The sequence below is a fragment of the Propionicimonas sp. genome (genome assembly GCF_034927565.1).
In the GTDB taxonomy this organism is placed as follows: domain Bacteria; phylum Actinomycetota; class Actinomycetes; order Propionibacteriales; family Propionibacteriaceae; genus Propionicimonas.
Window position 1 is genome coordinate 1 of sequence record NZ_JAYFPT010000030.1, and the last position, 26,601, is coordinate 26,601.

General features: G+C 69.5%; 26 protein-coding genes. 20 read left to right on the forward strand and 6 right to left on the reverse strand.

Annotated features, from left to right (window positions below; all coding sequences use genetic code 11):
- The first annotated feature begins 73 nt into the window (after positions 1-73).
- The 5 genes from scpB to VB080_RS06345 are packed head-to-tail and all read left to right on the forward strand — an operon-like array spanning position 74 to position 4,502.
- Positions 74-733 (forward strand): SMC-Scp complex subunit ScpB, encoded by a 660-nt coding sequence (scpB, locus tag VB080_RS06325; RefSeq protein WP_323417593.1) that lies wholly within the window; start codon positions 74-76, stop codon positions 731-733.
- Positions 730-1,470: a pseudouridine synthase gene (locus VB080_RS06330; protein WP_323417594.1), complete on the forward strand. Its 741-nt coding sequence runs from the start codon at positions 730-732 to the stop codon at positions 1,468-1,470. Before scpB ends, VB080_RS06330 begins: the two co-directional genes overlap by 4 nt.
- 6 nt (positions 1,471-1,476) lie before the next feature.
- Positions 1,477-2,820 carry a proteasome accessory factor PafA2 family protein gene (locus VB080_RS06335; protein WP_323417595.1) on the forward strand — a complete coding sequence of 448 codons (1,344 nt, stop codon included), beginning with the start codon at positions 1,477-1,479 and terminating at the stop codon, positions 2,818-2,820.
- 26 nt (positions 2,821-2,846) lie between these two features.
- On the forward strand, positions 2,847-3,857 hold the full coding sequence (locus VB080_RS06340) for an FKBP-type peptidyl-prolyl cis-trans isomerase (protein ID WP_323417596.1): 1,011 nt from the start codon (positions 2,847-2,849) through the stop codon (positions 3,855-3,857).
- Positions 3,858-3,869: 12 nt separating this feature from the next.
- Positions 3,870-4,502: a phosphatase PAP2 family protein gene (locus VB080_RS06345; RefSeq protein WP_323417639.1), complete on the forward strand. Its 633-nt coding sequence runs from the start codon at positions 3,870-3,872 to the stop codon at positions 4,500-4,502.
- Between the two features lie 18 nt (positions 4,503-4,520).
- Here VB080_RS06345 and gluQRS read toward each other — a convergent pair whose 3' ends face one another.
- A complete protein-coding gene (gluQRS, locus tag VB080_RS06350; protein WP_323417597.1) occupies positions 4,521-5,417 on the reverse strand; it encodes a tRNA glutamyl-Q(34) synthetase GluQRS in 897 nt (298 codons plus the stop codon).
- Between the two features lie 102 nt (positions 5,418-5,519).
- Here gluQRS and VB080_RS06355 point away from each other — a divergent pair, with 102 nt between their 5' ends.
- The 7 genes from VB080_RS06355 to VB080_RS06385 are packed head-to-tail and all read left to right on the forward strand — an operon-like array spanning position 5,520 to position 12,475.
- Complete coding sequence (locus tag VB080_RS06355; RefSeq protein WP_323417598.1) at positions 5,520-6,470, forward strand: helix-turn-helix transcriptional regulator; 951 nt, start codon at positions 5,520-5,522, stop codon at positions 6,468-6,470.
- Positions 6,467-7,429 (forward strand): WYL domain-containing protein, encoded by a 963-nt coding sequence (locus VB080_RS06360; protein ID WP_323417599.1) that lies wholly within the window; start codon positions 6,467-6,469, stop codon positions 7,427-7,429. Before VB080_RS06355 ends, VB080_RS06360 begins: the two co-directional genes overlap by 4 nt.
- A 10-nt stretch (positions 7,430-7,439) precedes the next feature.
- Positions 7,440-7,631, forward strand: a complete 192-nt coding sequence (locus VB080_RS06365; protein ID WP_323417600.1) for a hypothetical protein — start codon at positions 7,440-7,442, stop codon at positions 7,629-7,631.
- Between the two features lie 40 nt (positions 7,632-7,671).
- Complete coding sequence (locus tag VB080_RS06370; RefSeq protein WP_323417601.1) at positions 7,672-7,914, forward strand: twin-arginine translocase TatA/TatE family subunit; 243 nt, start codon at positions 7,672-7,674, stop codon at positions 7,912-7,914.
- Between the two features lie 2 nt (positions 7,915-7,916).
- A complete protein-coding gene (gene tatC / locus VB080_RS06375) occupies positions 7,917-8,744 on the forward strand; it encodes a twin-arginine translocase subunit TatC (protein ID WP_323417602.1) in 828 nt (275 codons plus the stop codon).
- A complete protein-coding gene (locus VB080_RS06380; RefSeq protein WP_323417603.1) occupies positions 8,741-9,724 on the forward strand; it encodes a diacylglycerol kinase family protein in 984 nt (327 codons plus the stop codon). The genes tatC and VB080_RS06380 overlap by 4 nt, the downstream gene beginning before the upstream one ends.
- A 9-nt stretch (positions 9,725-9,733) precedes the next feature.
- Positions 9,734-12,475, forward strand: a complete 2,742-nt coding sequence (locus tag VB080_RS06385; protein WP_323417604.1) for a DEAD/DEAH box helicase — start codon at positions 9,734-9,736, stop codon at positions 12,473-12,475.
- 119 nt (positions 12,476-12,594) lie between these two features.
- Here VB080_RS06385 and VB080_RS06390 read toward each other — a convergent pair whose 3' ends face one another.
- A complete protein-coding gene (locus VB080_RS06390; RefSeq protein WP_323417605.1) occupies positions 12,595-13,476 on the reverse strand; it encodes a hypothetical protein in 882 nt (293 codons plus the stop codon).
- Positions 13,477-13,632: 156 nt separating this feature from the next.
- Here VB080_RS06390 and hisF point away from each other — a divergent pair, with 156 nt between their 5' ends.
- Together hisF and VB080_RS06400 are read left to right on the forward strand one after the other, a co-directional pair.
- Positions 13,633-14,394, forward strand: a complete 762-nt coding sequence (gene hisF, locus VB080_RS06395) for an imidazole glycerol phosphate synthase subunit HisF (protein WP_323417606.1) — start codon at positions 13,633-13,635, stop codon at positions 14,392-14,394.
- A 5-nt stretch (positions 14,395-14,399) separates the two neighbouring features.
- Positions 14,400-14,804, forward strand: coding sequence for an HIT family protein (locus VB080_RS06400; RefSeq protein ID WP_323417607.1), 405 nt, complete (start codon positions 14,400-14,402; stop codon positions 14,802-14,804).
- A gap of 13 nt (positions 14,805-14,817) precedes the next feature.
- Here VB080_RS06400 and VB080_RS06405 read toward each other — a convergent pair whose 3' ends face one another.
- Positions 14,818-16,407 carry a SpoIID/LytB domain-containing protein gene (locus tag VB080_RS06405; protein WP_323417608.1) on the reverse strand — a complete coding sequence of 530 codons (1,590 nt, stop codon included), beginning with the start codon at positions 16,405-16,407 and terminating at the stop codon, positions 14,818-14,820.
- 313 nt (positions 16,408-16,720) lie between these two features.
- Here VB080_RS06405 and VB080_RS06410 point away from each other — a divergent pair, with 313 nt between their 5' ends.
- From VB080_RS06410 to VB080_RS06430, 5 genes are all read left to right on the forward strand, one after another.
- Entirely contained in the window at positions 16,721-18,469 is a 1,749-nt protein-coding gene (locus tag VB080_RS06410; RefSeq protein ID WP_323417609.1) for an acetolactate synthase large subunit, read from the forward strand.
- Positions 18,466-19,011, forward strand: a complete 546-nt coding sequence (gene ilvN / locus VB080_RS06415; protein WP_323417610.1) for an acetolactate synthase small subunit — start codon at positions 18,466-18,468, stop codon at positions 19,009-19,011. The genes VB080_RS06410 and ilvN overlap by 4 nt, the downstream gene beginning before the upstream one ends.
- Positions 19,012-19,013: 2 nt before the next feature.
- Complete coding sequence (ilvC, locus tag VB080_RS06420; RefSeq protein ID WP_323417611.1) at positions 19,014-20,042, forward strand: ketol-acid reductoisomerase; 1,029 nt, start codon at positions 19,014-19,016, stop codon at positions 20,040-20,042.
- Positions 20,043-20,209: 167 nt separating this feature from the next.
- Entirely contained in the window at positions 20,210-20,803 is a 594-nt protein-coding gene (locus tag VB080_RS06425; protein ID WP_323417612.1) for a hypothetical protein, read from the forward strand.
- Positions 20,804-20,858: 55 nt separating this feature from the next.
- The gene (locus tag VB080_RS06430) at positions 20,859-23,264 is read left to right on the forward strand and encodes an HAD-IC family P-type ATPase (RefSeq protein WP_323417613.1); all 2,406 of its coding nucleotides are present in this window, start codon (positions 20,859-20,861) and stop codon (positions 23,262-23,264) included.
- Between the two features lie 8 nt (positions 23,265-23,272).
- Here VB080_RS06430 and VB080_RS06435 read toward each other — a convergent pair whose 3' ends face one another.
- Entirely contained in the window at positions 23,273-23,791 is a 519-nt protein-coding gene (locus VB080_RS06435; protein ID WP_323417614.1) for a superinfection immunity protein, read from the reverse strand.
- Between the two features lie 21 nt (positions 23,792-23,812).
- The gene (locus VB080_RS06440; protein ID WP_323417615.1) at positions 23,813-24,886 is read right to left on the reverse strand and encodes a 3-isopropylmalate dehydrogenase; all 1,074 of its coding nucleotides are present in this window, start codon (positions 24,884-24,886) and stop codon (positions 23,813-23,815) included.
- A 39-nt stretch (positions 24,887-24,925) separates the two neighbouring features.
- Here VB080_RS06440 and VB080_RS06445 point away from each other — a divergent pair, with 39 nt between their 5' ends.
- Positions 24,926-26,011 carry a branched-chain amino acid aminotransferase gene (locus tag VB080_RS06445; protein ID WP_323417616.1) on the forward strand — a complete coding sequence of 362 codons (1,086 nt, stop codon included), beginning with the start codon at positions 24,926-24,928 and terminating at the stop codon, positions 26,009-26,011.
- Positions 26,012-26,014: 3 nt separating this feature from the next.
- Here the strand turns inward: VB080_RS06445 and tpx are convergent, their stop codons facing one another.
- Positions 26,015-26,512, reverse strand: a complete 498-nt coding sequence (tpx, locus tag VB080_RS06450) for a thiol peroxidase (RefSeq protein ID WP_323417617.1) — start codon at positions 26,510-26,512, stop codon at positions 26,015-26,017.
- Positions 26,513-26,601 lie beyond the last annotated feature (89 nt).

Consider the following 26,601-nt stretch of genomic DNA (forward strand, 5'->3'; position numbering starts at 1 on the left):
GGTGCCGAGGTGGCCGACGGCATCGGGTCCGAGTTCGACCAGACCACCGACGAGACGACGCAGGAATCGACTGATGAGTGAGCAGACCGACCAGGGCCGGGCGCAGGCTGGCGCTGCCGAGGAACAGATCCCCGAACTGGAGTGGGACGCCACCGCGCTGTCGGGTCCGCTGGAGGCCCTGCTGCTGATGGCCACCGAACCGGTGCCGGCGGCCGAACTGGCCCGGGCGGTGGACGCCCCAGAGGCGGTGGTGGTGGGCTGCCTGGAGCAGCTGCGCGACTTCTACGACCAGACCGGACGCGGCTTCGAACTGCGCAACCTGGCCGGTGGCTGGCGGTACTACACCCGTGCCCAGCACGCCGACCTGATCGGCGCCTGGCTGCTGGACGGCCAACCCGGGCGGCTCTCCCAGGCCGCTCTGGAGACCCTGGCGGTGGTGGCCTACCTGCAGCCGATCTCGCGCGGCCGAGTGGCCGCCGTCCGCGGGGTGAACGTGGACGGGGTGATGCGCACCCTGGCCACCCGTGACCTGATCGTGGAGACCGGCCGCGACCCGGAGAGCGGGGCGAGGCTGTTTGCCACCACCGCCACCTTCCTGGAACGGCTGGGCCTGACCAGCCTTGACCAGCTCCCGCCGCTGGCCCCCAACCTGCCCGACGCCACTGCCCTGGAGGCCGAACTGGCTGGCTTGGTCGCCGAACCCGAGACGCTCACCGAACAGGAGCCGGCATGACCCCCGAGACCGACGGCGTCCGACTGCAGAAGGTGCTGGCCCGTGCCGGTGTCGCCTCCCGGCGCGCCAGCGAGGAGCTGATCGCCCGCGGCCGGGTGGAGGTCAACGGTCAGGTGGTCAACGAGCAGGGTCTGCGAGTCGACCCGGCCCGCGACGTCATCCGGGTGGACGGCGCCCGGATCCCGCCCGAACGCAGCCACGCCTATCTGGTGTTGAACAAGCCGCGCGGCGTGGTCTCGACGATGGACGACCCGCAGGGCCGTCCGACTCTGCAGGACTACCTCGGCCGGCGCCGGGGAGAGCGGCTGTTCCATGTCGGACGACTGGACGCCGACACCGAGGGCCTGCTGATCCTGACCAACGACGGCGACTTCGCCCAGCGGCTCACCCACCCCTCCTACGAGATCCCCAAAACCTATGTTGCCGTGGTCGCCGGCAGCCTGGAGCACGCCACCCTGGCGAAGCTGCGACGCGGCGTCACGCTGGAGGACGGGCCGATCCGGCCCGACAGGATCCGGCTGGTACAGCGCGAGCGCGACCGTTCGATGGTCGAGATCACCCTCCACTCAGGCCGCAACCGGATTGTGAGGCGGCTGTTCGAGGCGGTCGGGCACCCGGTCCGCGAACTGGCCCGTACCGCGATCGGCCCGATCCGGCTCGGTCATCTCAAGTCCGGCGAGGTGCGCGACCTGACCAGCGAGGAGCTCGGCAAGCTGCTGGACACCGTGGGGCTGTAGGCCCGGGTGGAGCGGGTCTTCGGTATCGAGACCGAGTACGGGCTGCTCGGCCGCCGGGGCGCGTCCCGGCTCGGCTCCAGCGACGCCGCCGACCGGCTGTTCCGTCCGCTGGTCGACGCCTACCGCGCCACCAACGCCTTCCTCGGCAACGGCGGCAGGCTCTACCTGGATGTCGGCTCCCACCCGGAGTACGCCACCCCCGAGTGCCTCACCCCCCTGCAGGCGGTGATCGCCTCCCGTGCCGGGGACGAGGTGATGGTCGACCTGGCGGCGGCCGCGCTTGCCCGGGCCGAGGCGGACGGCGAGACACTCACCCTGCGGCTGTTCAAGAACAACACCGACGCCCACGGCAACTCCTACGGCTCCCACGAGAACTATCTGGTCAGCCGGGCACTCGACCCCAAGACGACCGCCGACCTGCTGGCCGGCTTCCTGGTCACCCGGCAGCTGCTCTGCGGCACCGGTCGGCTGGTCCGCGGCAGCTTCTGGATCAGCCAGCGCGCCGACCACCTGCACACCGGCTACGGGTCCACCACCACCCGCGCCCGCCCGCTGGTGAACAGCCGGGACGAGCCGCTGGCCGACCCGGCGAGGTTCCGCCGACTGCACGTGCTGGCCGGCGACTCCAACCTCGCCGAACCCTCGGCCTGGCTACGGCTGGCGGCCACCGACCTCGTGCTGCGACTGGTCGAGCAGGGCCACACGGAGGTTCTCCAGCGAATGCGGCTGGCCGACCCACTGGCCGCGCTGCCCGTCGTCGCGCGCGACCCGCGTGCTCCGCTGGCCAGGCCGGACGGCTCCACCATCACCGCCATCGCACTGCAGCGGGAGCTCGCGGAGGCGGTCGAACCCACACCCGACCAGGAGCCGGTGCGGTCGGCCTGGCTGCGGGTGCTGGACGCGCTGGCGGCCGGCGAACCGGATACGGTGGCCGACACCGTGGAGTGGGCTGCCAAACGCCGGTTGCTGGCCGAGTACCGCGACCGGCACGGGCTGGCGGTCGACGACCCGCGGCTGGCCGCGGTCGACCTCGCCTTTCACCAGCTGGGACCCGACGGGCTGTTCGCCCGACTGGAGGCGCACGGCGCGGTCCGGCGGCTGAGCACGCCCGGCCAGGTCGCCCAGGCGGTGACCACGCCGCCGGCCAACACCCGGGCGGCACTGCGCGCCCGACTGGTCACCGCGGCCCGGGCCGCCGGCCTGGACTACAACGTCGACTGGCTCGGCTTCACCGTCCATGAACCCGCCAGAGCCGACCACCCGGCAACCGACCACGCGCTGACCATGAGCGACCCCTTCGAGGCCCGGTCGGCAGCGGTGGAGGAGTTCCTCGCCCGGTTCGCGGGCTGATTGGACGCCACGGTAAGGTTCGAGGCGTGCATTCGCCCGTTCGCATCGCCCTCGCCGCCGTCGCCGCCCTCGCGCTGACCGCGTGCTCGTCCGGCACCGGAGCCGACAGCCCGACGCCGTCGCCGTCGCCGTCGGAGTCGACCTCCCAGACCCCGACTCCGACGCCCACGCCGACCCCGACACCGACCGTCCCGGTGTCGACCTCGCTGGACGCGATCACGGTGACCGGCAAGCCGTCGGAGTCGCCGAAGGTGGAGTTCACGGCACCGTTCGCGATCGACCAGACCCGGGTCGAGGTGCTCAAGGCCGGCGAGGGGCCGAAGTCGCTGGAGAACAGCTATCTCACCGTGAACTACCACGGCGTCGACGCGCGCACCGGCACGATGTTCGAGGAGTCCTTCGGCTCGGCGCCGGCCACCTTCCCGCTGGACAAGATGATCCCCGGCTTCACCAAAGGCCTCACCGGCCAGCAGGTGGGCAGCCGGGTGCTGATCGCCATCCCGGGCACCGACGCCTATGACAGCATGGCCGCGGTCGGCTATGGGCCGGACTGGTACCAGGTGGGCGACACCCTGCTCTTCGTGGTCGACATCCTGGACATGTCGCTCACCGAGCCGTCCGGTGAGACGGTCACCCCGCCGGCCGGGCTGCCGACGGTGAGCCCCGGCACCGGCAAGCCGACGGTCACCATCCCGGCGACCGCTGCGCCGACATCGATGACCGCCCAGCTGCTGATCAAGGGCACGGGCGCCGCACTGAAGGAGGGCGACACCATCCTCGCCCGCTATGTGGGCGTCTCCTGGAAGACCGGACAGGTGGTCGACGACGGCTTCGCCACCCCGACCACCGGCGAACTGTCCGAGGGCAAGCTGATCCCGGGCTGGGTGAAGGGGCTGAAGGGCAAGACCGTCGGCTCGCGGGTGCTGCTGGTGCTGCCACCTGCCGACGGCTACCCCGAGGGCTCGAACACACCGCCGATCGAGGCCGGCGACACCGTCGTCTACGTGGTTGACCTGCTCTTCGCCTACCAGGCCTAGCCCACCCGCGTGATGGTGGCTGCAGCCCGGCCACGGCGACGGGTGCTGGTCGGACTCGGCAGCGCGACGCTGCTGCTGGCCGGGGTGATCGGGCTGTTGGTGATGCGTTCGGTGCCCTGGATCGACCAGGAGTGGATGACCGAGGTGCTGGCCGTGCGCGGGCCGGCCGGAACCAGCGTGGCCTCGGTGTTCAATGCCCTGGGCGGCGGCGTGCTCGGCGTGGTGGTGGTACCGGTGGTCGGCACGCTCGCGCTGTGGCGGTGGCGCGGACGCTGGGCGGCGGTCTTCTTCCTGGTGGCCTCGGCTGCCAGCGCGCTGGTGGTCCAGGGGCTGAAGGCCGCTTTCGGGCGGGTCCGTCCCGAGGACATCCTGGTCGCCGTCGACTCCGGCTCCTTCCCGTCCGGGCACACCGCCAACGCCGCCACGATCACGGTGGTGCTCGGCATCGTGGCGCAGCGGTGGTGGGTCTGGCTGACCGGCGTGCTCTATACCGTGGCGATGGCGCTCAGCCGCACCTACCTCGGTGCCCACTGGCTGACCGACACCCTCGGCGGCCTGCTGGTCGGCGTCGGAGTCGCCGTCGTGGTGTGGGCGGTGTTTGCCCATCGACTGGAGCCGCCGGGAGGCGCCGGAGCCACTGCCTGAGAGTGCCCGATCCGGGTTTCAGACGACCGGCACCACCCAGGGCTCCCGAGGCAGCACGGACGGCTCGAACCGGTCCAGCAGCAGGCCAGAATCGACGCGTTCACCCGGGTCGGCCAGACCGAGGCTGGTCGCGATCAGGCCGAGCACCTGCTGCGGCCCGACCCCCGCCACGGCCAGGTCGGCCAGGGTGACCGCACCGTCGCGTTTGGCCAGCCGGGTACCAGTGGGGTTCACCGCCAGCGGGACGTGGGCGTAGGACGGCGGCCGACCGCCCAGCAGCCGGGTCAGCCAGGCCTGCCGGGGCGAGGAGGACAGCAGATCATCACCCCGGACCACCTGGTCGACTCCCTGGGCCAGATCGTCCACCACCACCGCGAAGTTGTACGCCCAGACTCCGTCGTTGCGGCGCACCACGAAGTCGTCCACCACGCCGGTGACCTCGCCCGCCCACTGATCGTGGACGGTCTGGACGGCAGCGTCGGCCCGGAGCCGCAACGCCGGGCGACGCTGCCGTCGTCTCGCGGCGCGTTCGGCCTCGGTGAGGTTCCGGCAGGTGCCCGGGTAGGGACGAAACCCGCCGGCGTGCGGTGCGGAGGCTGCCTCGGCGATCTCGCGGCGGGTGCAGAAGCACTCATAAAGCCGGTCGCCCACGCTCGCGGCGGCCTCCGCGTAGGCGGCCAGCCGCCGGGACTGCCACAGCACCGGGGGATCGAAGTCGAGGCCGAGGGCGCGCAGGTCGGCGAGCTGTCCGGCTGCGACGTCGCCGGCCGCGGTCACCCGGGCGGTGTCCAGATCCTCGATCCGCAGGCGGAACTCCCGGCCGGTGTGCCGGGCCATCAACCAGGCGACCAGGGCGGTGCGCAGATTGCCCAGGTGCAGCGCGGACGTCGGGCTGGGCGCGTATCGTCCGGCCATCGTGCCTCCTTTCCCGGCCAGTCAACCACGCTGCGGCGGTGGCTTTGCTACTGTGCCAGCGATGCCCCGCGCAGGGCGTCGCAGCACGAGGAAACCAACGAGATGGCGCCACGCAAGTCCGAGCGGATCATGAACCTCACGATCTGCCTGTTGATGGCGCGCCGGTTCGTCGACAAGGCCTACATCCGCCAGGCGGTGGAGGGCTATCACGGGCTCGGCGACGCCGCCTTCGAGCGAGCCTTCGAACGTGACAAGGAAGAACTGCGCGAGCTGGGCGTGCCGATCGAGACCGGCAGCAACGATCCACTGTTTCCCGACGAGGCCGGCTACCGGATCCGGCGCTCCGACTTCGAGCTCCCGGCGATCGACTTCACCCCCGCCGAGGCGGCTGTCCTCGGCCTGGCCACCCGGGTCTGGGACGACGCCACCCAGGCCGACCAGGCGGTCTCCGCACTGGCGAAGCTGCGCGCCGCAGGCGTCGACCCCGATCCCTCGCGGGTGTCCGGGCTGGCGCCATCGGTGGGCGCCAGAGAGCAGTCCTTCGTGCCGCTGTGGAAAGCCACCGTCGGCTCCACGCCGGTCAGTTTTGGCTACCGCGGCAAGCTCCGCCGGGTACAGCCGTGGACGATGGCCTACCGGCAGGGCGCCTGGTACCTGCTCGGTCACGATCTGGACCGGCAGGACTCGCGCACCTTCAAGCTCGCCCGGATCGACACCGAGGTGACGCCGATCGGCCGGCCGGGGGAGTTCGCCCGCCCGGACGTGGACGCCCGCGCCCTGCTGGACAAGCTACGGCCCTCGCCACCGGACGCCGAGGCGGTGCTCGCGATCCGCGCCGACCGCGGACCGGCACTGCGCCGGCAGGGGGTCGAAGCCGAGACCGACCGTCCGCTGCCACCGGGCTACCACGCCTACCGGGTGCCGTACTCCAGTCAGGCCGACATCGTCGGGGAGATCTGCGCCCAGGGCGCCGACGTGCTCGTGCTCGAACCCTCCGGGCTCGCCGCCGCCGTGATCGCCCAGCTCCGCACCGTCGAGGAGGCGTACCGATGACCTCCTCCGATCAGGTGTCCCGGCTGCTCAACCTGGTGCCCTATCTGCAGCGGCACGGCGGCGAGGCCGACCTCGCCGAGACCGCGGCGGTGTTCGAGGTGTCCAGCGCGCAACTGGTGAAGGACCTCGACGTGCTGTGGTACTGCGGGCTGCCCGGTGGTCTCCCCGATGACCTGATCGACGTGGACTCCGAAGGCCTGGACTCCGGCCGGATCCGGATCAGCAACGCCGAGTTCCTGTCCCGTCCGCTGCGGTTCACCCCGGACGAGGCGTTGAGCCTGATCGTCGCGCTGCAGGCCATCGGGGAACTGGCACCACCCCAGATCGGCCAGGCGGTGGACTCCGCGGTGGCCAAACTGGCTGGCGCCCAGGGGGCCGCGCGTCCGTCGGCATTCGCGATCGCCGAGCAGACCGGTAGTACCGGCATCCGGCAACAGCTGGGGCGCGCCATTGAGGACGGGCTGGCGGTGCGGCTCACCTACGACGGGCCCACCCGTGCCCGGACCACCACCCCCGAGGTCGAACCGGTCCGCCTGGTCACCCGCGACGGCTACGCCTACCTGCAGGCGTGGAGCCTGGAGCGGGGTGACTGGCGTATCTATCGGCTGGACCGGATCGTCGAGGTGACCCCCACCGACCGTCCGGCCGTCGACCGCGGCGAGCCCGAACCGTTCACCACCGGCTGGCTCGAGCAGCGAGCGGACGCCGTCCCGGTCACCCTGGAACTCACCCGGGACGCCGGCTGGATCACCGAGTACTACCCGGTGCGGGAGGCCCGGCCCACCGATCGCGGGCTGGAGATCGACCTGCTGGTCGCCGACCCGGCCTGGCTGCGGGCCCTGCTGCTGCGGCTGGGCGGCGCGGTGCTGCGGGTCGATCCGCCCGAACTGACAGCGGCGGCCCGGGAGGCGGCGACGGAGGCGTTGGGATACTACGCAGCGTTGGGAGCTGGACGGTAGGCTGGCCGGCATGGTGTGGGTGCTGGTCTTCGGCCTGATCGCCCTGGCCGGACTGGTCATGGTGGTGTGCTACGCGGTCTGGCTGTGGCACAAGGCCGGCGATCTGTTCTCCGAGCTGGAGATGCTCGGCACCCGCGCGGAGGAACTGGGGCAGATCCTCGGCAGGATCGAACTTCCCGCAGGTGGCCGGATCCCCGACTGAGGGTAGAGTTTCACTATTCCAGACGACGGGAAGGGTCGCTATGCGCTTGGGTTGGCCTGAATTGGTGATCATCCTCGTGGTCGCCCTGCTCATCTTCGGCGGTTCCCGGCTGGCCGGGATCGGCAGGAGTGCCGGTCGTGCGATCAAGGAGTTCAAGGAGGAAACCGCCGAGCTCAAGGGCGGTACGTCCACCGTGAGCCCGCCCGAGCCTCCTGTCGAGGCAGACGGCCAAGCGGACGGCTTCTCGTCACAGCCGGAGCGGAAGCCCGACCCAGAAGCCTGAGGATGCGCCGTCCGCGCCTGAACCTGGGCTGGCTGCGTCCCCCCAGACCCACTCCCGGCGGGGTGATGTCCCTTGCCGACCACCTGCGTGAGTTGCGGTACCGGCTGATCGTGTCGCTGGCCGCTGTCGTCGTGGCGGCCGGTCTGGCCGCGGTCTGGTACGACCAGCTCTACCAGTTGCTGATGCATCCCTACCTGCTGGCCCGAGACCTGTTGTCCCAGAACAATCCCGAGGTCACCACCACCACGGTGATCTCCGGGGTGACGGCCCCGTTCACGCTGGCGTTGGCGGTCTGCATGATCGCCGGGCTGGTGGCCTCCAGTCCGGTCTGGCTGTACCAGCTGTGGGCGTTCATCGTCCCTGCCCTGCTGTCCAAGGAGAAGAAGTGGGCCCTGATCTTCCTGGCCGCGGCGATCCCGCTGTTCCTGCTCGGCGTGGTGATCGGCTACTACATCCTGCCGCAGGGCATCTCGGTGATGCTGGCCTTCACCCCGCAGAGCATCCCGATCACCAACCTGCTCGACGTACGGCAGTTCCTCACCCTGACGATCCAGTTGATGATGATCTTCGGGCTCGGTTTCCTGATGCCCGTTGTCGTCGTCGGCCTGAACCTGACCGGGGTGGTCAGCGCCCGGCAATTGGCCAAGGCCAGGCCGTACATCATCTTCGCCACCTTCATCTTCGGAGCGGCGGCCACCCCCTCGACCGACCCGTTCTCAATGCTGGCCTTGGCCCTGCCGATGGCCGTGCTCTATCTGGCAGCCGAACTGATCGCACGTCTCCACGACCGCCGCGCAGTTGCCGCTGCGCCTGACCCTGCGACGGTATGAGCCTGCCAACCTACGACGGCCCCACCCTCACCCTGGTCGTCAACCCGACTGCCGGGCGTGGCCGCGCCCGCCGCATGCTGCCGAAGGTGGCCACCGAACTGCTGACCGGGATGCCCGGGGCGAACCTGCGGGTGTACCAGACCAGCTCCTTCGCCGACGCCCGGCTGCGCTGCATCGCTGCCGTCGAGCACGCCCGGCCACCGGTGGCCGGGCACCGTCCGGACTCGCTGCTGGTGATGGGTGGGGACGGAATGATGCACCTGGGGCTGAACGCCGCCGCCGGCACCCACGTCCCGCTGGGGTTGATCCCTGCCGGCACCGGAAACGACTTCTGCCGCGGCACCGGCGTCCCGAACGACACCATGGCGGCGACCCGGACGGTGGTCGCCGGCCACACCCGCCGAATCGACCTGATGGAGGCCGAGGGCCGGCTGGTGGACGGCGCCGAGCGGCGCTGGGTCGGCTCGATCGTCTCCACCGGTTACGACGGCCGGGTGAACCAGCGGACCAACCAGTTCAGCTGGACGCTGGGCGGGCTGAGCTACGCCTGGGCGGCGCTGGCCGAACTCGCCGTCTTCGAACCGCTGCCGTACCGGCTGCTGGTCGACGGCACACCCCTGGAGCAGACGGCGATGTTCATCAGCGTGGGCAACGCCGGCTACTTCGGCGGCGGCATGATGGGCTGTCCGCGGGCCGACGTCACCGACGGCGAGCTCGACCTGACGATCATCAACCCGGTGAGCCGGATGACCCTGCTGCGGCTGCTTCCCCGGATGTACGACGGTGGTTTCGTCCACGACCCGGCGGTGGAGCAGTTGCGGGCCCGCGAGGTGGTCGTCGACGGCGACGGTCTCTACGCGATGGCCGACGGCGAGGAACTCGGCCCTGTCCCGCTCCGGCTGCGGGCGGTGCCCCACCACCTGACGATCTACACCGCACCGAAGGCGAGTCCGGCGGAAGGCCGTCCGCTCACCCAGTAGTTTGGGGATGTGGACGACACCCAGAACGCGCTCGACGGTTTCCGGGCCGGCTACCCGTTCGCGCTGGACGACTATCAGCTCGAGGCCTGCGAGCACCTCGCCGCCGGGCGTGGCGTCCTGGTGGCCGCGCCGACCGGGGCAGGCAAGACGGTAGTGGGAGAGTTCGCCGTCCAGCTCGCCGTGGCCCAGGGCCGCAAGTGCTTCTACACCACGCCGATCAAGGCGCTGAGCAACCAGAAGTTCCACGACCTGGCTGCCCGCTACGGCGAGGACCGGGTCGGGCTGCTGACCGGTGACACCACGATCAACGGCGAGGCGCCGGTGGTGGTGATGACCACCGAGGTGCTGCGCAACATGATCTACGCGGGCTCGCGGACGCTGGACAATCTCGGCTTCGTGGTAATGGACGAGGTGCACTACCTGGCCGACCGGTTCCGCGGGCCGGTGTGGGAGGAGGTGATCATCTCCCTAGCCGACTCGGTGCAGTTGGTGGCGCTGTCGGCGACGGTCAGCAATGCCGAGGAGTTCGGCGACTGGCTGGCCGAGGTGCGCGGTGACGTCGCGGTGGTGGTCTCCGAGCGCCGTCCGGTGCCGCTGTTCCAGCACGTGATGGTCGGACGCCGGCTGGTCGAACTGTTCGCGAACCAGACCGATGGGGCACAGGTGAACCCCGAACTGCTGCGGATCGCGAAGGAGGAATCCCGCGGGGTACGCGACGACAGCCGCCGGCCGCGCGGTCGCTCCGGGAACGGTCGGCGCACGGTCGGTTACGGATCGGGACGCTACGGCGGTGCTGCCGCGCACAGCCGGCCGCAGTCTGGCCGGAGTCTGGTGCCTCGCCGGGACGCGACGGTCGAGCGGCTGGAGGCCTCCGGGCTGCTGCCGGCGATCTACTTCATCTTCTCCCGGCAGGGCTGCGACACCGCCGTCGGGCAGCTGATGCAGTCCGGGCTGCGGTTGACCACCGCCCCGGAACGCGCGGCGCTGGACGAGATCGCCGCCCGGCACACCCAGGGTCTGAGCCCGGCCGATCTTGTGGCACTCGACTACGGGCGCTGGTCGGAGGCGTTGCGCTGCGGGATCGCCGCCCACCACGCCGGCCTGTTGCCGGGGTTCAAGGAGGCGGTCGAGGAGGCCTTTGCCGCTGGCCTGGTGAAGGTGGTCTTCGCCACCGAGACGCTCGCCCTGGGGATCAACATGCCGGCCAAGAGCGTGGTGCTGGAGAAGCTGGTGAAGTACAACGGCGAGAACCACGCCGACATCACCGCGGGGGAGTACACCCAGCTGACCGGACGGGCCGGCCGTCGCGGGATCGACGTCGAGGGCCACGCGGTGGTCTGCTGGCAGCCTGGACTCGACCCGCGCGCCCTGGCCGGGTTGGCCTCCCGGCGCACCTACCCGTTGAAGTCGAGCTTCAAACCGACCTACAACATGGCGGTCAACCTGGTCGCCACGGTCGGACGGGAACGTGCCCGCGGGCTGCTGGAGCAGTCCTACGCCCAGTACCAGTCGGACCGGTCAGTGGTCGGAGTTGCCCGGACGATCGCCCGCAACAAGCGCGACACCGATCGGGAGTGGCGCCGCGCCGGCTGTGATCTCGGCGACTTCCAGGAGTACGCCCGGCTGCGTTCCCGGATCGGTGACCTGGAGGCCGACGCCGCCCGGGAGCGCCGGGCGGATCGGAGGTCGGAGTCGATCGGGGTACTGCGCGGCCTGCAGCCCGGCGACATCATCGACATCCCCGCGAAGCGCCGGCGGGGGTGGGCAGTGGTGATCGACCCCGGCAACGGCCCCGACGGGCCGCAACCGACGGTGATGACCGCCGACTCGCAGGTGGTGCGGCTCACCGTCATCGACTTCCCGCAGCCCCCGCAGGTCGTGGGCCGGATGAAGGTGCCCAAGCACTTCGACCCACGCTCGCCCGCGTTCCGGCGCAACCTCGGCGCAGCGCTGCGCTCGAAGCTGGAGCGGGAGCAGTACGAGTGGCAACGCCCGGCGTCCGAGCTGGCCGACGAAGAGGCGATGGCCGAGATCGCCCAGCTCCGCCAGCAGTTGCGGCAGCACCCCTGCCACGGTTGTCCCGACCGGGAGGTTCACGCCCGGGCCGCGGAGGCAGCGCTCCGGATCGAACGCGAGACGGCGGTGCTGCAGCGCCAGGCCGACCGCCGCAGCAACACGATCGCCGTCCGGTTTGACCGGGTCTGCTCGGTCCTGGAGTCGATGGGCTACCTCACCGAGGGTGGCCAGGCGGTGACCGGGGCCGGACGGATGCTGACCCGGATCTACTCCGAGCTGGACCTGGTGACCGCCGAGGCGATCCGCACCGGCGTGCTGGACGGGCTCTCAGCCCCGCAACTGGCGGCGGTGCTGTCCAGCCTGGTGTATGAGTCGCGCGGCGACCGCCGCCCGTCCCGGATGCCCGACCGGACCAGCGAGCGGGCGCAGACCGCGCTGCGCGGGCTGTGGCGCCAGGTCTCGCTCACCGAGCGCGACCACCGGCTGCCCAGCCACGCCGAGCCCGACATCGGTTTCGCCGAGGCGATCCACCACTGGACCGCGGGCAATGCCCTGGCCGAGGTGCTGGAACTGTCCGGGCTGACCGCGGGCGACTTCGTCCGCTGGGCCCGGCAGGTGGTCGACCTTGCCGGCCAGGTCGCCGAAGCCTGTGACGGCGAACTGCGCCGCTGCTGCCGCGAGGCGATCGACCGGATCCGCCGTGGCGTGGTCGACGTCGCCCCCCTAGAGGACTGACCCCGTCCCCGTCCCGGCCTACACCGTTTGTGCGGACTTCCGGGGGGAAAGCGCTCTGGAATTCCCGGCGGAAGTCCGCACAAACGCTGGGTGGCGGGGGTGGGGGACGGGAGGCGGATCTACTCTGCGGAGTTTTCGGATCGTACGGGGTCGATCCACACGCAAATGCGGTTGTCGACGTGCCCGTCCGGCGGCCACACCGAGGCGAGTCGTTTCGGGTTCACCTCTGCCGTCAGCGTGTGCGGGTGGGTGAGGATCAGGTACATCTCCTCACCATCGATCGAGAGGGGGGCGGCTAGATCCGGTCCAACCGAGCCCCACACCTTGGTAATGCCGGTCTCGGTGCGTTGATGGGTCGGACAGACCCCGCCGTAACCGCGCGGGTCCGCCAGGTTGACCGGCGTGCGCGTCTGGCCATCGCTGCGGACGCCGACACCGCGGGTCACTTCGAAGGTGCCCGGCTGGGCACAGGGCAGGTGGTCGTCGATCACCGGTTCGCGCAGGAACTCGTGCACGACAAAGCCGCCGTCGGTGGCTGTGACGCTCTCGGTGGCGTCGCCGCAGCGAGCCGTCCAGGCGATCGGAATGGTGACCTGCTCCGCGGAGCCTTCCGCAGTGGCGAGCCAGATGTGCCATTGCTCCCGGAAACCGTTCCCGTCCAGCTGTGCGATCGGGACAGCCATGTCCTCCAGTCCGTCGCCGTCGGCGTCGGAGTAGACCGGTGCTCCGATGGTATAAGTGCGGCCATACTGGTCGGGCTGGGTCAGGTCCACAGGTTCGATCCGGGAGTGGTTCTCGAACCACTGCCACGCGAGCTCGGCCGGGTTCAGGTCGCGGATCGCATCCGCGGCCGGCCCGGTGGCCGTCGGCGTCGGCGTCGTCGATGGCGCCCCCGGTGCCACCGCTGACGTCGGCGACGCCTGTGCCCCCACCGCTGACGACGGCGACGCCTGTGCCCCCACCGCACAACCGGCAACGGCCAAACCAGCGATCACGACCACTACCCCTGCTGATCCCCTCATGGTTCACCCTAACCCTCCCGGCCTGCACCGTTTGTGCGGACTTCGGGGGGAAAAGTGCTGTCGGGTTCCCGGCGGAAGTCCGCACAACCGCTGGGTGGCGGGGAGTGCGGAGGCGGGGGTGGCTAGGCTGGCGGCATGTCGATCGCCATTCGCGTGATTCCCTGCCTGGACGTCCATGACGGCCGGGTGGTGAAGGGGGTCAACTTTCGCAACCTGCGCGACGCCGGGGACCCGGTCGACCTGGCGACCGCCTACGGTGCCGAAGGTGCCGACGAGTTGGTCTTTCTGGACATCTCGGCTTCGTCCGAGGGGCGTGCCACGACCGATGACACGGTACGGCGCACCGCGGAGACGGTGTTCATCCCGTTGTGCGTGGGCGGGGGAGTGCGCGGGGTGGCCGACGTCGACCGGCTGCTGCGCACCGGCGCCGACAAGGTGGGGATCAACACCGGAGCGATCGCCCGTCCGCAGGCGATCGACGAGATCGTGGACCGGTTCGGCAACCAGGTGCTCGTGTTGTCGCTGGACGTCCGGCGCGAGGCCGGGCAGCCCTCCGGCTTCGGCGTGACCACCCACGGCGGCCGCACGTCTGCCGGGCTGGACGCGATCGAGTGGGTGAAGCAGGCCTGCGACCGCGGTGCTGGCGAGGTGCTGCTGAACTCGATGGACGCCGACGGCACCACCGACGGCTTCGACCTGGAGATCATCGAAGCGGTGAAGCAGGTGGTGGACGTGCCGGTGATCGCCTCCGGCGGTGCCGGTGCCGTTCAGCATTTCGTCGACGCCGCCCGGGCTGGCGCGGACGCCGTGCTGGCCGCCAGCGTCTTCCACTACGGCAGGTTGCGGATCGCCGAGGTGAAGCAGGCGCTCGCGCGGGCGGGCTTCCCCGTACGCTGATCGCCATGGATGACTGTCTGTTCTGCCGGATCGTGGCCGGCGAGATCCCCTCGCGTCAGGTGTACGCCGACGACACCGCGATCGCTTTCCTGGACATCAACCCCTGGCATGTCGGGCACAGCCTGGTGATCCCGCGCCGGCATGTGGCCGACCTGACCAGTGATGCCACCGCGCTCACTGAGATCGCCCCGGCGATCTCAGCCACGGCCAGCCTGCTGATCGACCGGCTGGGCGCGGACGGGCTCAACCTGCTGAGCAGCACCGGAGCCACTGCCGGGCAGGAGGTGTTCCACTTCCACGTCCATCTGGTGCCGCGCTACGCCCACCGTCCCGGGTTGCGGGAACTGATGGTCAGGGAGCCCGGCATCGACCTCGACCGGGTCTACGCCCAACTCATCCAACAGGACTGATGCGACGCTCTGGTCAGCCGAAGCTGACCACGCACTCCTTCTTGGCGTCGGACGGACAGCTGATCAGTCCGGACTCGAACTGCGCCGATGTGCCCTTGGTGAAGTCCAGCCCCGCCGAGACTTTGTTGCCCGCGTCCTTGACCGGGAAGCCGAGGTTGGACTTCTCGGGACCACCGGCATCGGTGTAGGCCTGGTCGATTCTGGCGGTCAGCCGGATGCTCCCGGTGGCAGACGACGACCACAGCACGCCGTTCTCGAACCCCGCGTACCAGCCGCCGCCCCGCTTCTGCTCGGTGGTGGTGAAGACACCGAGGGCATCGCCCTTCGAGCCGCCCAGCTTCTGCCAGCGCTTGTAGTTGGCCGATGCGGGGTCGAGGCCACCGGCGATCAACATGGTGGTCTCGCGCAGCCCGAGGGCCGACTTGAAGGCCGCGCCGGTCACCTTCTGGCTGCCCTTGCTGCCGGTCAGCGTGACCTGGGTGACCCGGCCGCCCCAGCGTCCCTTACCGTCGCGGGTGACGCTGAGCGAGGAGAAGGTGCCGATCTTGGGGTACTTCTTCTGGATCGTGGAGACCTTCACGGAGGTGGCGTACACCTGGTTCATCGCCAGGTCGTAGGGATCCGCCTTGGCCTTGATGTAGGGGTCGGTGCCGGCCACGGAGTAGCCGCCGTTGGAGGACGAGAACTCTGTCCAGGCGTACTGCCCCTGGTAGGTGAGCACCTTGGTGGCAGTGGCCTTGATCGCCGCGTCGGTGGTCTTGTACTCGGCCGAGGTGCCCTTGTAGACCTGACAGGCTGTGGTGTCGCAGATGTCGTAGGCCTTCTTGCCCTTCAGGTTGGCCTTGTAGCGGGCCGCGTAGCTGCGGGCAGCCACCGCCTGGGCCTTCAGCGCCTCGGTCGACCAGCTGGGCGGCATCTCGGCGGGCACCACCGAGCGCAGGTAGGACTCCACCGGCACCGTGTTGACGGTGATCGTCCCGGAGTCGCCCACGGCCAGGCTCAGCGAGCCGCGGTAGGTGCGGTTGCCGGCGGCGAGGTAGAGCTTGACGGTGCCGGACTTGGGGTTCTCGAAACTCCAGGTCTTCGTGGGGTCGAGGGTGAACTTCTTGTTGGTGTACTTCTTGTACTTCTTCGCGGCGTCGCGGTACCAGAGCACGTACTTCGAGCCCGACCGCGAGATCCGCCACTTGTTGTGGTTCTTGTCGTTCGGCAGGGTGAACTTCTTCCCCTTGCTGTCCTTGATGATCAGGCCCTTGGCGGAGTAGACGTACAGGTTCTTGCTGGGATTGGCCTTGAGCCAGACCCTGATGCTGCTGCCGCTGGTGAGCTTGCCGAGCTTGGTGCCGGGATAGTAAAAGGCGAGGATCTTGTCGTACTTCAGCCCTTGTTTGGCGGCTCCCCAGGCACCGTACTGCGACATGCCGCGGCCGTGGCCCCAGCCTGCCGTGGTGATGGTGAGGTACGAATTCTGCGTGCGGACCGTCTCAGCGGCCGTGGCCGTGGGCGCGGTGACGAGCCCCGAGGTGGCCATCACGGCGGCGGTGAACACGCCAAGCAGCCACCTGCCCGGGCGTGGACGTGCCGAACCGGATGTCGTGGCCATAGTGCTTCCCCTTACTGTGGACGACCCAGCCAGCATCACCCGCGAGCCCGGGAATTCTCCACCTGGATGCCGGATCCGGCGGCGAAGTCGAAGGCTGAACTTGAACCTTGCCCAGCATGCGGGCGATCCTGCCCAGAGATTGACATGATCGCGCCACCTGCGAGTACCTTTGTCCCGTGCGTTCGTTCGTGCTCGTAGTTAGAAGGCGTGTCGCCTGAGCTGTGGCTCACCCGACACGCTCCCTCGCCTGCCCACCAGCAGCGGGGGTTTTTTCATGAACGGACCCAAGAACCCACCAGTGAAGGGAGTGGAGATGACGCAGGTCGAGACACCTACGATGCTCACCGGGGCACAGGCCTTGGTCGAGTCCCTGGAGCGCGCCGGTGTAGAGGTCGTCTTCGGCATCCCGGGCGGCGCGATCCTGCCGGCCTACGATCCGCTGTTCGACTCGACCCTGATCCGGCACATCCTGGTCCGGCACGAACAGGGTGCCGGACACGCCGCCGAGGGCTACGCCGTGGCGACCGGCAAGGTCGGCGTCTGCATGGCGACCTCGGGGCCGGGGGCGACCAATCTGGTCACCGCGATCGCGGACGCCTACATGGATTCCGTGCCGATCGTGGCGATCACCGGTCAGGTCGGCTCGGCCTCGATCGGGACCGATGCCTTCCAGGAGGCCGACATCCGGGGGATCACCTTCCCGATCACCAAGCACAGCTTCCTGATCACCAAGCCGGCCGACATCCCGCACGCGATCGCGGCGGCCTTCCACATCGCCTCGACCGGACGTCCCGGCCCGGTGCTGGTCGACATCGCCAAGGACGCGCTGGCCTCGTCCGCGCCGTTCGTCTGGCCGGAGGCGCTCGACCTGCCGGGCTACCGTCCGACCACTAGGCCGCACGCCAAGCAACTTCGGGAGGCGGCCCGGCTGATCGGGCAGGCGCAGCATCCGGTGTTTTACGTCGGCGGTGGTGTGATCAAGGCGCGGGCAGCCGAACAACTGGCCGAACTGGTCACCATCACCGGGATCCCGGTGGTCACCACGCTGATGGCCCGCGGCGCCTTCCCCGACAGCCACGAGCTGCACATGGGGATGCCCGGGATGCACGGCTCGGTGTCGGCGGTGGCAGCGCTGCAGCGGGCCGACCTGTTGATCACCCTCGGAGCGCGGTTCGACGACCGGGTCACCGGACGGCTGGACAGCTTCGCCCCCGAGGCCAAGGTGATCCACGCCGACATCGACCCGGCGGAGATCGGCAAGAACCGGCTGGCCGACGTCCCGATCGTCGGCGACCTGGCGATCGTGATCGAGGAACTCACCACCCTGTTGCGGGGGGCGGATCTGCCCGACATCACCGGCTGGGTGCACTACCTGTCCGGCCTGAAGGCGAAGTACAGCCCTGATCTGGAGCCCGTTGAGGGCGGCCTGCTCAGCCCCGAGTACGTGATCCAGCGGCTGGGCGAGCTGGTCGGGCCGGAAGCGATCTACGTCACCGGTGTCGGCCAGCACCAGATGTGGGCAGCGCACCTGCTGCCCCACGAACTGCCGGGCCGGTTCCTGAACTCCGGCGGTGCCGGGACGATGGGCTACTGTGTGCCGGCCGCCATGGGCGCGAAGGTTGGCCGTCCCGGCACCGTGGTGTGGGGCATCGACGGCGACGGCTGCTTCCAGATGACCAACCAGGAGTTGGTGACCTGCGCGCTGGAGGGCATCCCGATCAAGATCGCGATCATGAACAACCAGAGCCTGGGCATGGTGCGGCAGTGGCAAACCCTGTTCTACGGGGAGCGCTACTCCAATACCGACCTGAAGTCGCTGCGGGTGCCGGACTTCCCGAAGCTGGCCGAAGCGATGGGCGCGGTCGGCCTGCGGGCCGAGCAGCCCGAGGACGTCGACCGGGTGATCACCGAGGCGATGGCGATCAACGACCGTCCGGTCGTGGTCGAGTTCGTCGTCCACAAGGACGCCATGGTGTGGCCGATGGTCGCCGCCGGCACGAGCAATGACGACATCAAGATCGCCAAGGACCTGGCCCCGGCCTGGGATGAGGAGGAGCTGTGAAGAACCACACCCTGAGCGTGCTGGTCGAGAACAAGCCAGGCGTCCTGGCCCGGATCTCGGGCCTGTTCGCCCGCCGCGGCTACAACATCGAGTCGCTGGCAGTCGGGCCCACCGAGCGTCCCGGGCTGTCCAGGATCACCCTGGAGGTGGCCGTCGCCACACCGCAGATCCTGGAGCAGATCGTCAAACAGCTGAACAAGCTGGTCGAGGTGCTCAAGATCGTCGAACTGGAGGACGACGCGGTGCGCCGCGAACTCGTCCTGATCAAGGTGAAGGCCGATCCGACGGCCCGCAGCCAGATCATCGAGATCGTGCAGCTCTTCCGCGGCAAGACCGTCGACGTCCACAACGACGCGATGACCATCGAGGCCACCGGGTCGCCGGACAAATTGGACGCGTTGCTGCAGATGCTCAAGCCCTACGGGGTTCGTGAGCTCGTCCAGTCGGGCCTGGTCGCTCTTGACCGCGGCAGCCGCTCCCTCACCGAGCGTGCGAAGATCGAGAAGGCACGTTTCGCATCACCCAACAACCAGAAGGACTGAAGATGGCAGAGATGTTCTACGACGCCGACGCCGACCTGGGAGTCATCCAGGGCCGGCAGGTGGCAGTGATCGGCTACGGCAGCCAGGGCCACGCCCATGCGCTGAACCTGCGGGACTCCGGGGTGGACGTCCGGGTCGGTCTGCGGGAGGGCTCCAAGAGCTGGGCCAAGGCCGAGGCCGAGGGTCTGCGGGTGGTCCCGGTGGCCCAGGCAGTCGAGGAGGCCGACCTGATCATGGTGCTGGCCCCCGACCAGCACCAGCGTCATATCTATGCCGAGTCGATCGCGCCCAACCTGGTGCCCGGTGACGCGCTGTTCTTCGCCCACGGCTTCAACATCCGGTTCGGCTACATCCAGCCGCCGGCCGGGGTGGACGTCTGCATGGTCGCCCCGAAGGGGCCGGGCCACCTGGTGCGCCGGGAGTACTCCGAGGGACGGGGGGTCCCGGTGATCGTGGCGGTCGAGAAGGACGAGACCGGCAATGCCTGGCCGCTGGCGCTCTCCTACGCCAAGGCGATCGGCGGCCTGCGGGCCGGCGGCATCAAGACCACCTTCACCGAGGAGACCGAGACCGACCTGTTCGGCGAGCAGACGGTGCTCTGTGGCGGTATGTCGAAGCTGGTGCAGAGCGGTTTCGAGGTGCTGACCGAGGCCGGCTACCAGCCCGAGGTGGCCTATTTCGAGTGCCTGCACGAGCTGAAGCTGATCGTCGACCTGATGTACGAGGGCGGCATCGCCAAGCAGCGCTGGAGCGTCTCCGACACCGCCGAGTACGGCGACTACGTCTCCGGTCCGCGGGTGATCGACGACTCGGTCAAGCAGCGGATGCGTGAGGTGCTGGCCGACATCCAGTCCGGCGCCTTCGCCCAGCGCTTCATCGACGACCAGGACGCCGGCGCACCGGAGTTCAAGGCACTGCGCGCCGCCGCCGAGCAGCACCCGATCGAGGCCACCGGCCGGCAGCTCCGCGGTCTGATGGCCTGGGTGAAGTCGCATGACGACGACTACGTCGAGGGCACGGCTGCGCGCTGACGCTCGCCAGCGACCGTCCTTGCCCACCCAAGGTGTGGCTGAGATCTTGACAACGGGATTTCGGCCACACCTTGTGGGTTCGGAATCCTTAGTTGACTAGCTGAGATGGTGAACTGCCGGCGGTCTCGCCGTTTTGGTGCTGGCCGCCCTCGGTTAGGCTTGCGGACATGTCGCAGCCGCCTGAGGACACACCCCGCTGGCAGACCTACCCCGGCGACGCCGAGGTGCCTCCGCCCAGAAGTGCGCCGGCATCCGATGGCCCGTCGGCGCCCTCGCCAGGGGTGCCCGCCGTGCCGCCGGCCGGATACCCGGCTCCGATTCCGCAGGGAGCCGGCAGCATCGGACGCCCCGGGTACGTCCCGCACGATCCGCTGGTGCTGGCCGCCGGTGGCAGCGGGATCAAGAAGGAGGGGGTCTGGACGGTCCCGCCCTACCTGTCGATCCACGGCGATCTCGGCAGCATCCGGCTGGACTTCCGCCGGGCCGAGGTGACCTCTGCGGTGATCTGGGTACAGGTCTCGGCCGGGATGGGATCGATCCTGCTGATCCTGCCGGAGGGTTGGGCAGCCCAGCTGGACCGGCTCACGCCCGGGATCGGGAGCCGCAAGTCGACGGTGGCCGAGGAACCGGTGGCGGACAACCCCGTCCTGGTGCTGTCCGGCTCGGCCGGGATGGGATCGATCCGGGTGCGTTACCCGAACCGGCGAGACGAGCGGCGCCTCCGCCGGCAGTTGGCCAGGGAGCAGAAGCGACTGCGGTGAGGCTTGCCGGATCGCCGGCATCGGGTTGGTTGCCGCCATGTGGCAGGCTTGCCCGGTGACCCAGACCGTCCACGTTCCTGGCCTGACCGGCGCCGAAGTCGAGGCGCGGGTGCGTGCCGGGCAGGTCAACACGCTACCGCCGCGTTCTGGGCGCACCACCTGGGACATTGTCCGGGCGAATGTGTTCACCCGGATCAACTTCCTGCTGATGGTGCTGTTCGTCCTGATCCTGACCACCGGTTCGATCCAGAATGCGCTGTTCGGCTTCCTGATCATCCTCAACTCCGGGGTCGGCATGGTGCAGGAGTTGCGTGCCAAGAAGACCCTCGACAATCTCGCTGTCGTCGGTGAGGGTAGGCCCAGGGTGCGCCGTGACGGCGCGGTCGCCGAACTCGTGCGGGACGACGTCGTCCTCGACGACGTGATCGAGATCGGTCCGGGCGACCAGATCGTGGTGGACGGCGAGGTGGTGGAGGCGTCCTACCTCGAGGTGGACGAGTCGCTGCTGACCGGCGAGTCAGATCCGGAACTGAAGCAACCCGGCGAGCAGGTGATGTCGGGCAGTTTCGTGATCGCCGGGGTGGGCGCCTTCCGGGCCACCCGGGTCGGCGCCGACTCCTATGCCGCCAAGCTGACCGCCGAGGCCAGCAAGTTCTCGCTGGTGAAGTCCGAGTTGCAGCAGGGGATCAACAAGATCCTGAAGCTGATCACCTGGCTGATGATCCCGGTCGGTCTGGCCACGATCTGGGTGCAGTGGAACCAGCCGGGCAGCTGGCAGGACCGCATCCTGGCGGTCGGCGGCGCGCTGGTGCCGATGGTGCCCGAGGGGCTGGTGCTGCTCACCTCGTTGGCCTTTGCCGTGGGCGTGGTCCGGCTTGCCCAGCGCAAGGTGCTGGTCCAGGAACTCCCGGCAATCGAGGGCCTGGCGCGGGTGGACGTGGTCTGTGCCGACAAGACCGGAACGCTGACCGAGAACGGGATGCGGTTCGGTGAGCTGGAACCGCTGAACGGTGCCGAGGCGGACGCGTTGCGCGAGGTGATTGCCCAGGTGGCGGCGGCCGATCCCCGCCCGAACGCCTCGATCCAGGCGCTGGCCCACGAGATGCCGTCTCCCGGCCACGTCTGGGAGGTGAGTGCGCAGGCCCCGTTCACCTCGGCCAAGAAGTGGTCGGGAGTCTCCTTCGCCGACCACGGCGACTGGGTGGTCGGCGCGCCGGACGTGCTCGCCCGCGACAGTGATGCCTCCCGGCGTGCCGAGGAACTCGGCTCGGCCGGACGCCGGGTGCTGCTGCTGGGACGCTCCGACCGGCCGGTGGATGCCGCCGACGCGCCCGGCGAGGTCACCGCGGTCGCGCTGCTCGTGCTCGACCAGCGGATCCGCCCCGAGGCTCACGACACCCTGGCCTACTTTGCCGACCAGGACGTCACCGTCAAGGTGATCTCCGGGGACAACGCGGTCAGCGTAGGGGCTGTCACGCGCTCGCTCGGGGTGGTGGGCGACACGGTGGTGGACGCCCGCACCCTGCCCACCGACGAGGCCGCCTTCGCCGACCAGGTCGAGTCTGCGAATGTCTTCGGACGGGTCAGCCCGCAGCAGAAGCGGCAGATGGTGCAGGCGCTGCAGGCCCGCGGGCACTCGGTCGCGATGACCGGCGACGGCGTCAACGACGTGCTGGCGATCAAGGACGCCGACCTGGGTGTGGCGATGGGCACCGGCGCCGCGGCCACCAGGTCGGTCGCCCAGATCGTGCTGCTTGACGACTCCTTCGCCACCCTGCCGCACGTGGTGGCCGAGGGTCGCCGGGTGATCGGCAATATCGAGCGGGTGGCCAACTTCTTCCTCACCAAGACCCTCTATTCGGTGCTGCTGGCCCTGCTGGTGGCGCTGTGGCGGCTGCCCTTCCCGTTCGTCCCGATCCACATCACGCTGGTGGGCTGGTTCACCATCGGCATCCCGGCGTCCATCCTCGCGCTGGCACCGAACGCCGACCGGGCCAAACCGGGCTTCCTCACCCGGGTGATGCGGTTCGGCGTCCCGGCGGCGGTGATTGTCGCGGTCACCACCTTCGTGACCTACCTGCGGGTGATCCCGCCGGCCGGAGCCACACCGCAGGTGATCGAGCAGGCGTCCACAGCGACCCTGGTCACCCTGCTGATGGGCGGGGCCTGGGTGATGATCACGATCAGCCGGCCCTACGAATGGTGGAAGCTGCTGATGATCGCGGTCTGCGTCGCGGCGACCATCGCGGTCTACACCGTGCCCCTGGAGCTGACCCTGTTCGGCTACCACCTGCAACTGCAGGAGTTCTTCTACCTGGACTCCGGCAACCAGCCCATGATGGCCACCGGCTTCCTGCTGGGCGCGATCGCCGTGGTCGGCATCGAACTCACCTGGTGGTTGACCGGCCACGTCACCGGCGGGCCGCGGCGTCAGCTGTGGAAGACCGCCAGGACCACCTGAGACTGGGTTCAGCGGCGGACGGCCGCCGTCCAGGCCTGGCCGTCCCAGTAGCGCGATCCGGTGCCGTCCGGTAGCGGGTACCAGCCGGGTGGTGCGGACTGCGCCGGTGCGGCGGTGATGGCGTAGTACTGCTGGACGGGGGCAATCAACCGGTGGGCGCCGCAGGCCTTGACCAGGGCGACGATCCAGCCGACCACCGTCCAGCCGAGCAGCAGGTTGCCGGCGAAGATGCCCCACTGGTTGGACTTGCCGCGGGTGGCCGCGATCGCCCACGGGAGCAGGTAGAACCCGGTCGCCACCGCCACCACCCACGCGACCACCAACAGGGCGGTGGACGGCGGCTGTTGGTCGGTCAGCGGCTGGGCCAGGGCCGGTGTCGTGGTCACCTGCGCGATCGGCTGGGGCGGGGTGTACGGCACCGGCAGCGCCGCCGGCTCAGCAGTGGGCTCGGCGAAAGCGTCCGGGTTGTACACCGGGAACCTCTCGTACGGATCGGGCGAGGTCTCGGGGTAGGGCGATTGGGTCATGGGGCTCCTCCCAGGAACACCCTATCCGGAGATCCGGGCCGCGATCTCGTCTCCGATCACCCAGGTCGGCCGGTGCGAGCTGCCGCGCTCGGCGATGTCGGCGTCGACCGCAGCCTCGATCCGGGCGGCGTCGTCGTTCCGACCGAGGTGATCGAGCAGCAGTGCCATCGACAAAATGGTGGCGGTCGGGTCGGCCACCTGCTTGCCGGCGATGTCGGGAGCCGAACCGTGCACCGGCTCGAACATCGACGGGAAGGCGCCGGTGGGGTTGATATTGGCGCTGGCGGCCAGCCCGATGCCACCGGTGACCGCGCCGGCCAGATCGGTGAGGATGTCGCCGAACAGGTTGTCGGTGACGATCACGTCGAACCGCTGCGGGTCGGCCACCAGGGCGATGGTGGCCGCGTCCACATGCAGGTAGTCGGTGGTCACGTCACCGAACTCGGCGGCGATCTGGTTGAACAGCCGGTTCCACAGCCCGCCGGCGTGGACCAGCACGTTGTGCTTGTGCACCAGGGTCACCTTGTGACGGCGCCGGGTGGCGCGGACGAAGGCGTCCCGGATCACCCGCTCGATGCCATAGGCGGTGTTGATGGAGACCTCGTTGGCGACCTCGTGCGGGGTGCCGGTGCGGAAGGAGCCGCCGTTGCCGACGTAGGGACCCTCGGTGCCCTCGCGCACCACGACGAAGTCGATCGGTCCGCGGCCGGTCACGCTCTCGGCCAGCGGGGTCGGAACTCCCGGGTAGAGCTTGGACGGCCGCAGGTTCACATACTGGTCGAAGCTGAACCGCAGCTTCAGCAGCAGGCCGCGCTCCAGGAGGCCGCTGGGGATCGCCTTCGAGCCGGGCGCGGCGCCCACCGCGCCCAGGATGATCGCCTGGCTGGCCCCGAGCTGCTCCAGCTCGGCATCGGGCAGCACCTCGCCGGTGCGCTGCCACCGTTCGGCACCCAGGTCGTGGTGGACGAACCTGAAGGCGTCCTCGCCGACGGTCGCAGTGAGCACCTTCAGCCCTTCGGCGACGACCTCGGGACCGATGCCGTCGCCGGCGATGACGGAGATGACGGGCGGGCTGCTGGGTTGGGTAGCGGTCACGAGAGGTGAGGGTACTGCACGGACGGATACCATGCGGTCATGTCTCTTTCGTTCCCCGTTACCGCGAACCCGTCACCGGTTTCCCAGGCCCGCTTCGACGAGATCATGGCCAACCCCGGCTTCGGCGATTACTTCACCGACCATATGGCGGTAGCGACGTGGACGAACGAAGCCGGCTGGTCCGACGCCCGGATCCAGCCCTACGGGCCGTTCCAGCTCGACCCCGCCACCGCCGTGCTGCACTACGCCCAGGAGATCTTTGAGGGCCTGAAGGCATACCGCCATGCCGACGACTCGATCTGGCTGTTCCGGCCGCAGGCCAACGCCGCCCGGCTGAACGCCTCGGCGAAGCGGATGATGCTGCCGGCGATCGACGAGGCCGACTTCCTGACCGCGATCACCGAACTGGTGAAGGCCGATCTACGCTGGGTGCCCGCCGGCGGCGGAGAGCAGAGCCTCTACCTGCGTCCGTTCATGTTCGCCTCCGAGGCCTTCCTCGGGGTGCGGGCCGCCCAGCGGGTCACCTTCTCGGTGATCGCCTCGCCGGCCGGGTCCTACTTCGCCAGCGGCGTCGCGCCGGTCGACATCTGGGTGACCGACGTGTGGGCGCGGGCCGGCATCGGCGGGACGGGCGCCGCCAAGTGTGGCGGCAACTACGCCGCCTCCCTGATCGCCCAGTACGAGGGCTACGAGCACGGCTGCTCACAGGTGCTGTTCATCGAGGCTGCCGGCAAGGACCGGATCGAGGAGCTCGGCGGAATGAACGTGTTCCTGGTCACCGGCGACGGCCGGCTGATCACCCCGGAACTCACCGGCACCATCCTGGACGGGGTCACCCGCGGTTCGATTCTGGCGGTCGCCGAGGATCTGGGGCTGCGGGCCGAGTCGCGCCGCATCAGTCCCTCGGAGTTCTTCGGGCTGATCGCCGACGGCACCGCCACCGAGGCCTTCAGCTGCGGGACCGCCGCCGTGCTCACCCCGATCGGCAGCTTCAAGACCGCCACCGACACCTACCAGTTGGCCGAGCCGGCCGGCGAGCGGACCCTGGCGATCCGCAACCGCCTGCTCGACATCCAGTACGGCCGGGTGCCCGACAGCCACAGCTGGCTGCGCCAGGTGGTCTGAGCCTCAGCCCAGCGCGGCGATCGCCGCGTCGTAGTTCGGCTCGACGTGCACGGTCGGGGTGACATCGGTGTAGCGCACCGTCCCGTGCTCGTCGGCGACCACGACCGCCCGGGCGAACAGGCCTGCGCCGGCACCGTTGGCCATCGTGACGCCGTAGTCGTCGCCGAAGCTGGAGCGGAAGGCCGACACGGTGGTGACGTTCTCGATCCCCTCGGCGCCGCAGAACCGGCCCAGGGCGAACGGCAGATCCTTCGAGACGCACACCACGACGGTGTTCGCCAGCCCGGCGGCGAGCTGGTTGAAGGTGCGTACGCTGGTCGCACAGACCCCGGTGTCGACGCTGGGGAAGATATTGAGCACCACCCGCTTGCCGGCGAGTTCGTCGCTGTCCAGGGCGGACAGGTCGGGCCGGGTCAGCTCGAAGTGCGGCAGCCTGCTGCCGACGGCGGGTAGGTCGCCGCTGGTGTGGACGGGTACGTCCTTGAAGATGGTGTCAGCCATGGCTCCATTTAACGGTGTCCGCAACCCGGCAGGGTCTGGGTCGTCCGCATGATGGCCGGTAGTCTCGTCCCTTGAAACACTCACCGAAC